The sequence below is a fragment of the Streptomyces sp. NPDC046862 genome (genome assembly GCF_040704615.1).
Taxonomy (GTDB): Bacteria; Actinomycetota; Actinomycetes; order Streptomycetales; family Streptomycetaceae; genus Streptomyces.
This window is the reverse complement of sequence record NZ_JBEYXP010000002.1, coordinates 41,326-56,215: the sequence shown is the minus strand read 5'-3', so window position 1 is coordinate 56,215 and position 14,890 is coordinate 41,326. Positions and strand designations below refer to the sequence as shown.

11 protein-coding genes, 1 tRNA gene and 1 pseudogene are annotated in these 14,890 nt (G+C 70.6%); 3 read left to right on the top strand and 10 right to left on the bottom strand.

The genetic code is table 11. The features are described from left to right. Positions 1-67 precede the first annotated feature (67 nt). On the bottom strand, positions 68-718 hold the full coding sequence (locus AB0959_RS02165; RefSeq protein WP_366824314.1) for a response regulator: 651 nt from the start codon (positions 716-718) through the stop codon (positions 68-70). Between the two features lie 103 nt (positions 719-821). Between AB0959_RS02165 and AB0959_RS02160 the strand changes: the two genes are divergently transcribed. Both AB0959_RS02160 and AB0959_RS02155 read left to right on the top strand, forming a co-directional pair. Further along, a tRNA-Leu gene (locus AB0959_RS02160) sits at positions 822-896 on the top strand. A gap of 106 nt (positions 897-1,002) precedes the next feature. Then, positions 1,003-1,764: a transcriptional regulator gene (locus tag AB0959_RS02155; RefSeq protein ID WP_366824313.1), complete on the top strand. Its 762-nt coding sequence runs from the start codon at positions 1,003-1,005 to the stop codon at positions 1,762-1,764. A 10-nt stretch (positions 1,765-1,774) separates the two neighbouring features. Here the strand turns inward: AB0959_RS02155 and pyk are convergent, their stop codons facing one another. Both pyk and AB0959_RS02145 read right to left on the bottom strand, forming a co-directional pair. After that, positions 1,775-3,211: a pyruvate kinase gene (gene pyk, locus AB0959_RS02150; RefSeq protein ID WP_366824312.1), complete on the bottom strand. Its 1,437-nt coding sequence runs from the start codon at positions 3,209-3,211 to the stop codon at positions 1,775-1,777. 152 nt (positions 3,212-3,363) lie between these two features. Further along, on the bottom strand, positions 3,364-4,077 hold the full coding sequence (locus tag AB0959_RS02145; RefSeq protein WP_366824311.1) for an SIMPL domain-containing protein: 714 nt from the start codon (positions 4,075-4,077) through the stop codon (positions 3,364-3,366). A 163-nt stretch (positions 4,078-4,240) separates the two neighbouring features. Between AB0959_RS02145 and AB0959_RS02140 the strand changes: the two genes are divergently transcribed. After that, on the top strand, positions 4,241-6,055 hold the full coding sequence (locus tag AB0959_RS02140; protein ID WP_366824310.1) for a 5'-nucleotidase C-terminal domain-containing protein: 1,815 nt from the start codon (positions 4,241-4,243) through the stop codon (positions 6,053-6,055). Here the strand turns inward: AB0959_RS02140 and AB0959_RS02135 are convergent. From AB0959_RS02135 to AB0959_RS02105, 7 genes and pseudogenes are all read right to left on the bottom strand, one after another. Further along, the gene (locus tag AB0959_RS02135; protein ID WP_366824309.1) at positions 6,052-7,200 is read right to left on the bottom strand and encodes a GDSL-type esterase/lipase family protein; all 1,149 of its coding nucleotides are present in this window, start codon (positions 7,198-7,200) and stop codon (positions 6,052-6,054) included. The two genes, AB0959_RS02140 and AB0959_RS02135, sit on opposite strands and share 4 nt — an antisense overlap. A gap of 64 nt (positions 7,201-7,264) precedes the next feature. Beyond that, positions 7,265-8,686, bottom strand: a complete 1,422-nt coding sequence (locus AB0959_RS02130; RefSeq protein WP_366824308.1) for a SidA/IucD/PvdA family monooxygenase — start codon at positions 8,684-8,686, stop codon at positions 7,265-7,267. Beyond that, positions 8,683-10,089: an aminotransferase class V-fold PLP-dependent enzyme gene (locus tag AB0959_RS02125; protein ID WP_366824307.1), complete on the bottom strand. Its 1,407-nt coding sequence runs from the start codon at positions 10,087-10,089 to the stop codon at positions 8,683-8,685. The genes AB0959_RS02130 and AB0959_RS02125 overlap by 4 nt, the downstream gene beginning before the upstream one ends. Before the next feature lie 123 nt (positions 10,090-10,212). Beyond that, positions 10,213-12,738 carry an aminopeptidase N gene (pepN, locus tag AB0959_RS02120; RefSeq protein ID WP_366824306.1) on the bottom strand — a complete coding sequence of 842 codons (2,526 nt, stop codon included), beginning with the start codon at positions 12,736-12,738 and terminating at the stop codon, positions 10,213-10,215. A 350-nt stretch (positions 12,739-13,088) separates the two neighbouring features. After that, positions 13,089-13,523, bottom strand: a pseudogene (locus AB0959_RS02115) (response regulator); the annotation flags it as partial. Positions 13,524-13,637: 114 nt separating this feature from the next. Further along, positions 13,638-13,988: a chorismate mutase gene (locus tag AB0959_RS02110; protein WP_366824305.1), complete on the bottom strand. Its 351-nt coding sequence runs from the start codon at positions 13,986-13,988 to the stop codon at positions 13,638-13,640. Between the two features lie 10 nt (positions 13,989-13,998). Further along, positions 13,999-14,820: an AraC family transcriptional regulator gene (locus AB0959_RS02105; protein WP_366824595.1), complete on the bottom strand. Its 822-nt coding sequence runs from the start codon at positions 14,818-14,820 to the stop codon at positions 13,999-14,001. Positions 14,821-14,890: the final 70 nt, after the last annotated feature.

Sequence of the window (14,890 nt, the reverse complement as noted above, 5' to 3'; positions counted from 1 at the left end):
ACGACGAGGCCCGCGCCCCTCCTTCTCCGGGGGGCGCGGGCCTCGTCGTACGTGCGGTGCGGGTGGGTCAGCCCTTGGCGGCCTTCTTCTCCTCCGCGTCCTGGATGACGGCCTCCGCGACCTGCTGCATGGACATACGACGGTCCATCGACGTCTTCTGGATCCAGCGGAACGCGGCCGGCTCGGTCAGCCCGTACTCGGTCTGCAGCACCGACTTGGCCCGGTCGACGAGCTTACGGGTCTCCAGACGCTGGGTGAGGTCGGCGACCTCCTCCTCCAGCTGCCGCAGCTCGTTGAAACGGGACACCGCCATCTCAATGGCCGGAACGACGTCACTCTTGCTGAACGGCTTGACGAGGTACGCCATGGCCCCGGCGTCCCGGGCACGCTCCACGAGGTCACGCTGGGAGAACGCGGTCAGCATGAGAACGGGCGCGATGGACTCCTCGGCGATCTTCTCGGCGGCCGAGATACCGTCGAGCTTCGGCATCTTCACATCGAGGATGACGAGGTCGGGCCGGTGCTCCCGGGCGAGCTCGACAGCCTGCTCACCGTCACCCGCCTCGCCGACGACGGAGTAGCCCTCTTCTTCGAGCATCTCCCTGAGGTCGAGGCGGATCAGCGCCTCGTCCTCGGCAATGACGACACGGGTCGTCAGCGGAGGCACGTGCGACTTGTCGTCGTCTTCGACGGGCTGGGGCGACTCGGGCGCGGTCACGTGAGCTCCTTGTTGCAGGGCAGGCAGGTACTGCTCCCAAGAGCGTACCTAGCTACGGTATGGTGGACGCGCGGAGGGTCAAGGGAAACCTTGGATTCTGCGAGCCCCGGTAGCCCAATTGGCAGCAGGCAACGGATTCAAAACCCGTACAGTGTCGGTTCGAGTCCGACCCGGGGCACTTTTCCTTCGATTCCAAGGTCACATAAAGCAAGCGGAGGCTCACCTTCTCGTGAACCTCCGCCTTTCGCTGCGCAGAGTCACGAGTGGTCGCACAAGGTGTTCACATGTACGACGTGAGCACACGCAAGCGAGCTCTGGCCCTGGTCGCCCAAGGGCGCAGCCTGAACTCGGTGAGCATGGAGACAGGCATCTCGCGGGCCGCCATCCGCTCCTGGCAAGTTCGCATCGAGCCGCTCATGCGCTCCGGCATCCCGTGCCCCCGATGCCGGGACATCCCCGGACCGCCCGAGGACCCGGCCGCGTACGCTTACTTGCTGGGCCTATATCTCGGCGACGGCTGCATCAACGCTCACCGGCGAGGCGTGTACTTCATGCGCATCGCCCTCGACAATGCGTGGCCCGGCATTATCAATGCGTGTGAGACCGCGATGCGCTCCGTGCGCCCAGACAACAGCGTCTACCGCGTCAAGAAACAGGGCTGCGTCGCGGTCACCGGCTCGAGCAAGCACTGGCCCTGCCTCTTCCCTCAGCACGGGCCCGGTACGAAGCACAACCGCCAGATCGCCCTGGAACCCTGGCAGCAGGAAATCGTCGATGCCCACCCATGGGAGTTCATCCGAGGGCTCATCCACTCCGACGGATGCCGCATCACTAACTGGACGACCCGGCTCGTACGCGGAGCACAAAAACGCTACGAGTACCCCCGGTACTTCTTCACCAACAAGTCCGCCGACATCATCCGTCTCTTCACGGCAACGCTCGACAAGGCCGGGGTCGACTGGAAACAAGCGAACACAAACAACATCTCCATCGCCCGCAAAGCCTCCGTAGCCCTCATGGACACCCACGTAGGCCCCAAGTACTAGCCGGTACCCGCTACTTGGGACTGTCGTCCTCCCCGACGTGGTGCACCCGCACCATGTTCGTCGTCCCGGAGACCCCCGGCGGCGAGCCCGCCGTGATCACCACCATGTCGCCCTTCTTGCAGCTGCCGGACTCCAGCAGCAGTTCGTCGACCTGGTCCACTATCGCGTCCGTCGAGCTCGCGTACGGCCCCATGAACGCCTCCACGCCCCAGGTGAGGGTGAGTTGGGAGCGGGTGGCCGGGTCCGGGGTGAAGGCGAGCAGCGGAATCGGGGACCTGTAGCGCGAGAGCCTGCGGACCGTGTCGCCGCTCTGCGTGAACGCCACCAGGAACTTCGCGCCCAGGAAGTCGCCCATCTCGGCGGCCGCGCGGGCCACCGCCCCGCCGTGGGTGCGGGGCTTGTTGTGGTCCGTCAGGGGCGGCAGGCCCTTGGCGAGGATGTCCTCCTCCGCCGCCGCGACGATGCGGGACATGGTCCTGACCGTCTCGACGGCGTACTTGCCGACGCTCGTCTCGCCGGAGAGCATGACCGCGTCCGTGCCGTCGATGATCGCGTTGGCCACGTCCGAGGCCTCCGCGCGCGTCGGACGCGAGTGGTCGATCATCGAGTCCAGCATCTGCGTGGCCACTATGACCGGCTTGGCGTTGCGTTTGGCGAGCTTGACGGCGCGCTTCTGGACGACCGGGACCTTCTCCAGCGGCATCTCGACGCCGAGGTCTCCTCGGGCGACCATGAGGCCGTCGAAGGCGAGGACGATGTCCTCGATGTTCTCCACGGCCTGCGGCTTCTCGATCTTGGCGATGACCGGGAGGCGGTGGCCCTCCTCGTCCATGATGCGGTGGACGTCGTCGATGTCGCGTCCGCTGCGGACGAAGGAGAGGGCGATGACGTCGAAGCCGGTGCGCAGCGCCCAGCGCAGGTCCGCCTCGTCCTTCTCGGAGAGGGCGGGGACGGAGACGGCGACGCCGGGCAGGTTCAGGCCCTTGTGGTCGGAGATCATGCCGCCCTCGACGACCGTGGTGCGCACCCGGGGGCCGTCGACCTCGGTGACTTCCAGGCAGACCTTGCCGTCGTCGACGAGGATGCGCTCGCCGGCGGTGACGTCGTCGGCCAGTCCGCCGTACGTCGTCCCGCAGGTGGTGTGGTCGCCCTCGACGCCCTCCTCGACGGAGATGGTGAAGGTGTCGCCGCGTTCAAGGAGTACGGGGCCTTCGGTGAAGCGGCCGAGCCGGATCTTCGGGCCCTGAAGGTCGGCGAGGAGGCCGACGCTCCGGCCGATCTCGTCGGAGGCCTTTCGCACGCGCTGGTAACGCTCCTCGTGCTCGGCGTAGCCGCCGTGGCTGAGGTTGAAGCGGGCGACGTCCATTCCGGCCTCGACCAGGTCCTTGATCTGGTCGTACGAGTCGGTGGCGGGCCCCAGAGTACAGACGATCTTTGCTCGGCGCATGAGTCGAGCCTAGACCTTACCGGCAGGTAGGGAATTGGCCCGTCATGACGACTCAACAACCTTTGTATGAAGGGTGGTTGACAAGGGTTGAAGTGTGCGCCGGGGTGCTCTGATGAGCACCCCGGGCCCCCGGGGACATGCCCCGGCGCTCCTCACAGCCGGGGTGGCGCCATCGTGAAGCGGGCGTTGACCTGGGCGTGGACGCGCTGCCGCTGCGGTTCGAGGTCGAGAGGGGCGGCCTCGTCACCGGCGTCCGCGGCGTACGCCATGGACCGCATGCGCCCTGGAGGAGACGCGTACGGCTGGGCGTCCTCCGCGCCGATGTCGGCGAGCTCGACGAGGGCCGCGAGGGTCGTGCCGAGTGCCTCCGCGTACTCGCGGGCCCGCAGGACGGCCTCACGGACCGCCTGCTGGCGGGCCCGGCGATGGGCGGGCGAGGCGGGGCGCAGCGCCCACCAGGGGCCGTCGACGCTGGTGAGCTCCAGGTCGGCGAGGCGGGTGGTGAGTTCGCCGAGCGCGGTGAAGTCGGTGAGCTCGGCGGTGATGCGGACGCGGCCGTGGTAGGCGTGGACGCGTTCGCCGCGGCCGTGCTTGGTCAGCTCGGGCGTGATGGAGAAGGCGCCGGTCTCCACCCGCTCCACCGCGTCCCCGTACCCCTTGACGAGGTCGAGCACAGAGGCGTTGCGGCGGGTGAGGTCGTCGAGGGCCGAGCGCCGGTCCTTGCCGCGGGCGCCGACCGTGACGCCGATGCGGGCGATCTCGGGGTCGACTTCGAGCTGGGCCTCCCCGCGGACGGCGATGCGAGGCGCGTCGGGAGTGCCGTAGGGGACGTGGGGTTCGGCGGGAGGTTCAGCGGGCGAGGTCATACGCCCCACTCTGTCAGGTCTTTCCTGGTTGAGGGCTTGAGGTTCACGGAATGGGTCACCAGATCGAAACCTGCGGACCCTGTTGCCACCGGTCATGACCGGGTCAGAATCTACGCGCGTTATCTACGCGCGTTGTTGACCATTCGCCCGAGGGGTACCAGACATGCCGTTGAACCGCCGGAAGTTCCTGAGGAAGTCCGCCGTGACCGGCGCGGGTGTCGCGCTGACCGGCGCGGTCGCGACGCCGAGCGCGCAGGCGGCGGAGGAGAGAGGCGCGGGAAGGCGGCCGAAGCGGTACGCGTTCACCGTGCTGGGCACGACCGACCTGCACGGCAACGTCTTCAACTGGGACTACTTCACGGACAAGGAGTTCGACGACAAGGCCCACAACGACGTCGGCCTCGCGAAGATCTCCACCCTGGTGAACCAGGTGCGCGCCGAGAAGGGCCGCCGCAACACCCTCCTCATCGACGCCGGCGACACCATCCAGGGCACCCAGCTGTCGTACTACTACGCCAAGGTCGACCCGATCACCGCCAAGGGCGGTCCGGTGCACCCCATGGCGCAGGCCATGAACGCCATCGGGTACGACGCGGCGGCGCTCGGCAACCACGAGTTCAACTACGGCATCCCGGTACTGCGGAAGTTCGAGGAGCAGTGCCGCTTCCCGTTGCTCGGCGCCAACGCGCTGGACGCGAAGACGCTGCGGCCCGCCTTCGCGCCGTACAGCATGCACCGGCTGCGCACTCCGCACGGCCGTGACGTGAAGGTGGCCGTGCTGGGCCTCACCAACCCGGGCATCGCGATCTGGGACAAGGCGAACGTGCAGGGGAAGATGACGTTCCCCGGCCTGGAGGAGCAGGCCGCGAAGTGGGTGCCGAGGCTGCGCTCGATGGGCGCGGACGTCGTCATCGTCTCCGCGCACAGCGGTTCGTCGGGGACTTCGTCGTACGGTGACCAGCTGCCGTACATCGAGAACGCGGCCGGCCTGGTGGCCGAGCAGGTGCCGGGCATCGACGCGATCCTGGTCGGCCACGCGCACACGGAGATCCCCGAGTACCTCGTCACCAACAAGGAGACCGGCAAGCAGGTCGTGCTCTCCGAGCCGCTGAAGTGGGGCCAGCGGCTGACGCTGTTCGACTTCGAGCTGGTCTGGGAGAAGGGCTGCTGGAAGGTCGAGAAGGTGGGCGCGAAGGTCCTCGACTCCAACACCGTGGAGGAGGACCCGAAGATCACGAAGCTGCTCTCCGACGAGCACGAGAAGGTCGTCGCGTACGTCAACCAGGTCATCGGCACCAACACCGCCGAGATGACCTCGACCGAGGCGCCCTACAAGGACGTGCCGATCATCGATCTGATCAACCACATCCAGGCCGACACGGTGAAGCAGGCGCTGGCGGGCACCGAGTACGCGGCGCTGCCGGTGCTGTCGCAGGCCGCGTGCTTCTCGCGCAGCGCCGTGATCCCGGGCGGCGAGGTGACGATCCGGGACGTGGCGGGGCTGTACGTCTTCGAGAACACCCTGGAGGCGCGTCTGATGACGGGCGCCCAGATGAAGGCGTACCTGGAGTACTCGGCGAACTACTACGTCCAGACGCCCGCGGGCGCCGAGGTGGACCCGGAGAAGCTGACGAACGCGAACGGCACTCCGGACTACAACTACGACGTGGTCAGCGGACTGACGTACGAGATCGACATCGCGAAGGCGGCCGGGTCACGGGTCACGAACGTGCGGTTCGAGGGCGCTCCGCTCGCGGACGACGCGAAGTTCGTGTTCGCGGTGAACAACTACCGGGCCAACGGCGGCGGCAACTTCCCGCACGTCGCCTCGGCCCAGCTGCTGTGGTCGAACTCGGACGAGATCCGCAACACCATGATCGCCTGGGTGAAGGCGAAGAGGTCCATCGACCCGGCCGAGTTCGCGGCGGTGGACTGGAAGCTGACGCGCGAGGGCACGCCGGTCTTCCAGGCCCGCTAAAGCTTCAGCAGAGTGAGGTCGACGGCGTCGGCGAGGGCCTTCGCGCCGGCGTCGTTGACGTGGAGGCCGTCGCCGCTGTTGAACTCCTCACGGATCCGGGCCGGCTGGTCCGGGTCGGCGACGGCGGCGGCCAGGTCGACGACCGCGTCGAAGGGGTGGTCGTCGCCCGCGAGCCATTCGTTGACGCGCTGCCGTACCGCCTGGCCCTCCTCGGTGTCGTAACCGGGGTAGACCGTGCCGGCGTACGGGCCGACGGTCGAGCCGATGACGGTGAGGCCGGCGGAGTGGAGGCGGTCGGCGAGCGCGGTGAGGCCGGCGATCAGGTCCTCGGCGGTGGGCGGCTTGCCGGGCTCGGGGAAGGCGATGGCGCCGGGCAGGCCGAGGTCGTTGAGGCCGATGTGGATCAGCACGTGGCTGACGCCGGGCACGCCGAGGACGTCGCGTTCGACGCGGGCGAGCAGGTGGTCGCCGATCTCGTCGGTGAGCAGGCGGTTGGCGGAGATGCCCTGGTTGACGATCCAGCCGCGGGTGAGGCGGCCGTTCAGCTGGGCGGGGAAGCTGCTGCCGGTGCCGGGGGTGGTGTTCATGCCCTCGATCCAGGAGTCACCGAACGCGACGGCGATGCGGGTGCCCTCCGGGGCCCGTACGTCGATTCCGGTGACGAAGTGACCGGTCGGCAGCTCCTGGGCGTCGTGGAGGGCCTCGGCGCCGAGCTGGTCGCCGGGGACCGCGTACCCGATGTCGTACGGGATGGCGGAGTACGTGCTCAGGCCCGTGTCGCCGGGCAGGTAGAGGCTGAGGACGAGTTCCTCGCCCGCGGTCACGGTCCGGACGACGGGGTCGCTCACGATCTCCTCGCCGGGCGGGACGGTGACGCGGGCGTCGCCGCCGAAGAGCAGGACGGTGTCCGTCGCCGGGTCGATGCCGCTGCCCCCGGTACGCCTGGCGAGGTGGGCCCCGCCGATCTCCAGGGGCGCGGTGCCGTAGCGGTTGCTCAGGTGTATCCGGAGGGCGTCGCCGCCGCCGGCCGGGCGTATGGCCTGGCGTACGGTCTGGTCGGCGAAGCCCCGGACCTCGAAGAGCTTGAAACCCTCGTGCGGGTTGACGACAGCGGCGCGGTGGGCGGCGATCCATGTGGTGGTCATGGGCGAAAGGTAGGCACTTTCCTTACTGCCGTCACCTGTTCCGCCTCACTTCTTTGCCGTTCGGTTACCTGCGGTCGACGAGCGGGGTGAGTGTCCGGTCCCGTTGCGCGGGCGGGACCCCTGGCCGCCGCGGTCCGAGACCGAAGGTGGTGAAGGCCGTGCGGTCCGGCAGCGGGTACGGCTCCTTGCCGGTGATGGCGTTCAGGATGGTGGCGCTGCGCCAGGCGGCGAGCCCGAGGTCGGGGGTGCCGACGCCGTGGGCGTGGAGTGCCGCGTTCTGTACGTAGACGTGGCCGCCCGAGGCGGTGACCGAGGGGTCGAGGACGAGGCGGAACCGGTCGTCGACGCGGGGCCGCTCGGAGCTGTCGCGGCGCAGGTACGGGTCGAGACCGGCGAGGAGGCTGTCGAGGGGGCGTTCGCGGTAGCCGGTGGCGAGGACGACGGCGTCGGTGGCGAGGCGGGAGCGGGTGCCCTGCTGGAGGTGCTCCAGGTGGAGCTCGACCTTGCCGGCGGAGAGTCGGCCGGCCGTGCGGACCAGGACGCCGGGGGTGAGGACCGCGTCGGGCCAGCCGCCCCGCAGGGTGCGGCGGTAGAGCTCCTCGTGGATGGCGGCCAGGGTGGGGGCGGCGATGCCACGGTGGAGCTGCCACTGGGCGGCGACGAGCCGGTCGCGGGTCGGTTCGGTGAGGGCGTGGAAGTAGCGGGCGTAGTCGGGCGTGAAGTGCTCCAGACCGAGCTTGGAGTACTCCATGGGCGCGAACGCGTCGGTGCGCGCCAGCCAGTGGATCCGCTCGCGCCCCGCCGGCCGGGCCCGGAGCAGGTCGAGGAAGATCTCGGCACCGGACTGGCCCGCGCCGATGACCGTGACGTGACCGGCGGCGAGGAGGCGGTCGCGCTCGTCGAGGTAGTCCGCGGCGTGGATGACGGGCACGCCCGGGGCGTCGACGAGCGGCCTGAGGGGCTCGGGCACGTGCGGGGCGGTGCCGATGCCGAGGACGACGTTCCGGGTGTACGTGCGGCCCTGGGACTCGGCCTCCCCGTCGCCGTCGAGCCGGGTGAAGTCGACCTCGAACAGGCCGCGTTCGGGGTTCCAGCGGACCGCGTCGACCTGGTGACCGAAGTGCAGTCCGGGGAGGTTCTCGCTGACCCAGCGGCAGTAGGCGTCGTACTCGGCGCGCCGGATGTGGAAGCGCTCGGCGAAGTAGAAGGGGAACAGCCGGTCGCGGGACTTGAGGAAGTTGGGGAACGACCAGCGGCTGGTGGGGTCGGCGAGGGTCACCAGGTCGGCCAGGAACGGGACTTGGAGGGTGGTGCCCTCGATGAGCAGGCCCGGGTGCCAGTGGAAGGCGGGGTGCTGGTCGTAGAAGACCGCGTCGAGTTCCGCGAGCGGGTGGGCGAGGGCCGCGAGGGAGAGGTTGAACGGGCCGATGCCGATGCCCACCAGGCCGCGGGGGGCTTCGGGCTCGTGGGGTGGGGGTGTGCTCATGCGGGGGTGTTTCCTTCCACGGGGTCCACGGGTGCCACGGGTTCCACGAGTTGCACGAGTCCCAGGAGGGCGGCCAGGTCGCCCGGCCTGGTGTGCGGGTTGAGCAGGGTGGCCTTGAGCCAGAGGCGTCCGTCGGGTGCGGCTCTCCCGAGGACGGCCCGGCCCTCGTGGAGGAGCCGCCGTCGGACCTCCACGACGGCCGCGTCTGTCGCTTGGGCGGGCCGGAACAGGACGGTGCTGATCGTGGGAGGTGCGTACAGCTCGAAGCCGGGGTGCGCGTCCACGAGAGCGGCGAACTCCCCGGCGAGGGCACAGACCCGGTCGACGAGCGCGCCGAGCCCCTCGCGTCCGAGGCTCCTGAGAGTGACGGCGATCTTGAGGACATCGGGGCGCCGGGTGGTCCGCAGGGACCGGCCGAGCAGGTCGGGCAGTCCGGCCGCGGTGTCGTCGTCGGCGTTGAGGTAGTCGGCGCGGTGGGTCAGTACGGCGAGGTCGGCGGCGTCGCGTACGGCGAGGAGCCCGGCGGCGACGGGCTGCCAGCCGAGTTTGTGCAGGTCGAGGGTGACGGTGTGGGCGCGGTCGAGGCCGTGCAGCCGGGCGCGGTGCCGGTCGCTGAAGAGGAGCCCCCCGCCGTAGGCGGCGTCCACGTGCAGCCGGGCGCCGCGGGCCGCGCACAGGTCGGCGAGGTCGGCCAGCGGGTCGATGAGCCCGGCGTCGGTGGTGCCGGCGGTGGCGGTGACCAGGACCGGACGGTTCAGCCGGGTGAGGGCCTCGTCGAGGGCGGCCGGAGCGAGGACGCCGGCCGGGGTCGGGATGACGACGGGTTCGGGGAGGCCGAGCAGCCAGGCGGCGCGGTGCAGGGAGTGGTGGGCGTTGGCGCCGCAGACGAGTTGGAGGGGGCGGAGGGCTTCTGCGGTTTCGCGGGCCAGGAGGAGGGCGAGCTGGTTGGACTCGGTGCCCCCGGTGGTGACCAGGGCGTCGCCCCCCGGGCCGCCCGCGTGCACCTCGTCGGCGAGCGCCCTGGTGACGAGCGCCTCCAGCGCCGAGGCCGCCGGCGCCTGGTCCCACGAGTCCAGGGAGGGGTTGAGGACGGAGGCGGCCAGGTCGGCGGCGGCCGCGACAGCCAGGGGCGGGCAGTGGAGGTGGGCCGCGCACAGCGGGTCGGCGGGATCGGCGGCTCCGGCCGCGAAGGCGCGGACGAGGGCGTGCAGGGCGTCCGGGTCGCCCCGGCGAGGGAGGACCTCGCCGACGGCGGCCCGGACGCGTGCGGTGACGGCCTGGGGCCCGCCCTTTGGAAGGGGGCCGCCTCGTGCTTGGGCGCCCTCTCGGAGGGCGTTGAGCACCGTGTGGAGCAACGGTCGGAGTAGGCCTCCGGCTCCCGAGGCGAGGGGTGGCGTGCTCATGTTGTCCACAACGACCAGAGCGCCGTTGAGGTATGTGCTGGTGGGAGACTGCGGGTTGTGTGTGGCTGGTCGCGCAGTTCCCCGCGCCCCTTATGGAGCGCCCCCTACGCGCCCCACCTCCCGCTACTCCCCCTCGCTGTACGCCTCCCGCGCCCTCAACGCCCGCCCCAAGTCGTCCAGTTGGTCCACCAGCTTGCGGCGCAGGGACGGGATCGGGTCGGACTTCTTGAGGCACTTCCTGCCGAGGCGGAGGGTCTCGGCGTCGACGGCGTACGCGGGGAAGGCCCAGCGGCCGGCGGCGTCGGCGATGGCGGGGCCGCGGCGGGCGGCGAGGGCGACCGCGTCGGTGAAGTACCGCTCCACGTACTCGTTCAGCAGCTCGGCCTGTTCGGGCTGCCAGAAGCCCTGGGCGGTTGCTGTGAACAGGTAATTGGACAGATCAGTGAGGTCGTCGGTGGCGAACATGGCCTCCCAGGCCGTGCGCTTGGACTCCGGGTCGGGCAGCGCGGCCCGGCAGCGGGCGGCGCCCTCCTGGCCGGTGGCGCTCCGGTCGCGCTGCGCCTCGGCGGCGATCGCGGCCTCGTCGGTCGCGCCGAGGACCGCTAGGCGGCCCAGGATGCGCCAGCGCAGCTCGGGATCGAGCTCGGGACCGCCGGGCACGGTGCCGTCGGCGAGCCATTCGGCGATCGTGTCGGGGTGGGCCGCGACGTCGATGAAGTGCCGTACGGCCGTGAGGCGCAGGCCGGGGTTCGAGCCGTCCTCCGTGCGGCGGATCAGGTCGTGACACAGGGAGGTGAGGCTCGACAGGGCGGCGGGCCGGTCTTCGTCCGCGAGGTAGCGGCCCGCGATCTGGGCCGACGCGAACGACAGGACGCCCTGGACCAGCGCCAGGTCGGTCTCGCGCGGCAGATGGGCGCGTGCGGCCTCCAGGTAGGCGGTGGGGGGCAGTTCGCCGTCGCGAACCGCGTCCCGCAGGGCGTTCCAGACGACGGCGCGGGTCAGCGGGTCGGGCAGCGCGGACAGGTTGTCGCGGACCGCGGCGAAGGAGTCGGAGTCGAAGCGGACCTTGGCGTAGGTGAGGTCGCCGTCGTTGAGCAGGAGCAGCGCGGGCCGCTTGCCGATGGGCCTGGCCGCTTCCTGGGGTACGTCGAGTTCGGGGCGGGCGCGCAGGACCAGGCGGCCGTTGTCACCGGGGTCCGGGTCGTAGAGGCCGACGGCGATGCGGTGCGGGCGGCTGCCGTCGTGCTGAACGGTCAGCGTGTACGTGCCGTCGTCGGTGCGGGCGACCTTCGGCGTGAGGGTGTCGACGCCCGTGGTGCGCAGCCAGGAGTCGGCCCAGGCGTGTACGTCGCGCTCGGTGGCGTCGGTGAGGGAGTCGATGAAGTCGGCGAGCGTGGCGTTGCCGAAGCGGTGGCGGGCGAAGTGGGTGTTGATGCCGGCGAGGAAGTCCTTCTCGCCGAGCCAGGCCACGAGTTGCCGTAGCGCGGAGGCGCCCTTGGCGTAGGAGATGCCGTCGAAGTTGAGCAGCGCGGAGGCGGTGTCGTCGACGGCCTCGGGGGCGACCGGGTGGGTGGAGGGGCGCTGGTCGGCGTCGTACCCCCAGGCCTTGCGGGCGACGCCGAAGTCGACCCAGGTGTCGGTGAAGCCGGTGGCCTCGGTGAGGGTCTGGTAGCCCATGTACTCGGCGAAGGACTCGTTCAGCCAGATGTCGTCCCACCACTTGAGGGTGACGAGGTCGCCGAACCACATGTGGGCCATCTCGTGGGCGATGACCATGGCGCGGGTCTGCCGCTCGGTGTCGGTGACGGCGGAGCGGTAGACGAACTCGTCGCGGAAGGTGACGAGGCCGGGGTTCTCCATCGCCCCGAAGTTGAACTCGGGGACGAACGCCTGGTCGTAGGAGTCGAAGGGGTACGGCTCCTCGAACTTCTCGTGGTAGCGGTCGAAGCACGCGCGCGTGATGTCGAGGATCTCGTCGGCGTCGACGTCCAGGTGGGGTGCGAGGGAGCGGCGGCAGTGGAGGCCGAAGGGCAGCCCACGGTGCTCGGTGCGCACGGAGTGCCAGGGTCCGGCGGCGACGGCGACCAGGTAGGTGGAGATCAACGGCGTGGGGGCGGCCCGCCACGTGCCGTCCTCCTGCTGCTCGGTGATGCCGTTGGTGATGACCGTCCAGTCCTCGGGGGCCTTCACCGTCAGCTCGAAGACGGCCTTGAGGTCGGGCTGGTCGAAGGCGGGGAAGACGCGCTTGCAGTCGTCCAGGGCGAGCTGCGTGTAGACGTAGGTCTCGCCGTCGGTGGGGTCGGTGAAGCGGTGCATGCCCTCGCCGGTGCGCGAGTAGCGCATGACGGCGTCGATGCGCAGCTCGTGCTCACCGGCGGCGAGGCCCTTGAGGGGCAGCCGGTTCTCGTCGAACGTGTCCAGGTCGAGGGCGTGTCCGTCGAGGACGGCCTTGCGCAGCTCTTCGGGCTTGAGCTCGACGAAGGTGTCCGTGGCTTGTCGGTCCCCGCGTACCGTGAAGTGGATGACGGTGCGGGAGTCGAACAGCTCGTCGCCACGCGTCAGATCGAGGTCGATCTCGTAGCGGAGGACGTCGAGGAGCCTGGAACGTGTCTGCGCTTCGTCGCGCGTCAGTACGGACATGCAGGACATGCTGCCTGATGCCACTGACATGGCACAGGGGCGGGCCGGTACACGGCATTTGTCCGCCGGCCTCCCCCGTGCGCCCCCGCGAGCCGTGTCCGACCGTCTCAGGCCTGCGTGCGGCCCTCCGCGGGCTTCTCCTCGCCCCTCTCGTTCCGGGCGCCGCCCGCCTCGCCCCGGGCGCCGTTCTCGGCGTCGCGGGCGCCGCTCGCCGTATCCCGGGCGCCGCTTGCCGTGTCCCGGGCGCCGTCCTCCGCGTCGCGGGCGGCGCTCGACGCGTCGCGGGCGCCGCGCCCCTCGCGCTGCCCGGGTACCCGCCCGTCCGGGTGCGGCAGCGCGGGGCCCTGCTGCGAGGTGAGGTCCTCCAGACGGGTGCGCAGCTCCCGCACCTCGCGCTGCAGGGCGTGGCTGCGCTGGTGGGCGTCGTACAGGAAGCGGACCTTGGTGCGCAGCGCCCAGGGGTCGACGGGCTTCATGACGAGGTCGGCGACCCCCAGCGCGTAGGCGGTGGAGGCCAGTTCGGCGTCGGGGCCGAAGCCGGTGAGCAGGATGACGGGGATGTTCTGGGTCTGCTCCAGGCGCCGCAGGTAGCGCACGACGTCGAGGCCGCTGACGCCGGGCATGCGGACGTCGAGGAGCAGCAGTCCGACCTGGCCGCGCAGGACCTCCTTGAGTGCCGCGTCGCCGCTGGTGGCACGCGTCAGCCGGCAGCCCAACGGGGCCAGGGCGCTCTCCAGGGCGTACAGCGTGTCCTCATGGTCGTCGACGATAAGGATCCTGGCATCCGACGGCATGGCCCGACGTCCCCTCGCTCGGACACATCAGATGGAGGACCGGGTACCTCACCGCATGTACCCGAGATCTCCACAAGGAGTGCTCACGCAGGATGCCTTGTGGCGGGCGCGGTGTCACTCCCCCGTGCCGGACGCGCCGTTCACCGCGTCGTCCGCGATGCGCTCGTGATGGCGGATGACCTCGGCGATGATGAAGTTCAGGAGCTTCTCGGCGAACGCCGGGTCCAGGTTGGCGTTCTCGGCGAGGTGGCGCAGCCGGGCGATCTGCTGGGCCTCACGCGCCGGGTCGGCGGGCGGCAGCCGGTGCTCGGCCTTGAGGTGGCCTACCTGCTGGGTGCACTTGAACCGCTCGGCGAGCATGTGGACGACGGCGGCGTCGATGTTGTCGATACTCTCGCGCAGCCGGACGAGCTCGGCTCGGACGGCGGGGTCGACTTCCCCGGTGCCGGTGTTGCTGGAGGTCATGGGCGTCACCCTACGGGGCGTGCGGTTGTTCGATCATCGGGCGGCTCTCCTGGGTGCGGAAGCGGACGGGGGCCACGCCGACGCGGCGGGTGAACAGACGCGAGAAGTACGCCGGGTCGTCGTACCCGACACGCCGCGCCACGGCGGCGACGGGCAGGTCGGTCGAGGCGAGCAGTTCCTTGGCGCGGTCCAGGCGGACACGCAGGAGGTAGTCCTTGGGGCTGCATCCGGCACCGCGCCGGACGGCGGTGCGCAGTTCGGCGGTGGTCATGCCGAGCCGGGCGGCGTGCTCGGCGACCGACAGGGGCCGGCAGGCGTCGCGGGCGAGGGCCTGCAGGATCCGGTCACCGTCCGGCGCGAGGTCGGCGCGGGCGCCGCGCAGGGTCACGAGGAGCTCGTGCAGGGCGGCGCCCGCCCTCACCTCGGGCAGGGACGTGTCGCGCTGGACGGTGCGGGCGATGCGGCCGATGACCGCGCGGGCGCCGGACGCGTCGGAGAGGGGCACCACGGGCCGGTCCGGTTCGATGCAGCCGAGTTCGGTGTACGCCTCCGTCGCGGACCCGGTGAAGGCGACCCAGCTCTCGTCCCAGTGCGGGTCGGGCCCGTAGTGGTGCGTGACGCCCGGCGTGAGCCAGAGCAGGACGGGCGCCGTGACCTCGACGCGGGGCCCGTCGCCGGCCCGGAACCAGCCGCCGCCCGCACCGATCACGACGGCCACGTGGTGGTCGAGAGTGCGTGGCCCGACCGTGGGCAGCTCGCCGTGCTGCAGTCCGACGCCCAGGCAGGCGAGGCCGAGCCGGTGGAGGGCCGGGCCGGGCGTGAAGTACCGCATCCAGGTGTGGCAGGCGCGCTTCCTTCCGTCCACGGTGCCCTCACTTTCGTCCAAGCGTCGTCGATCTTTG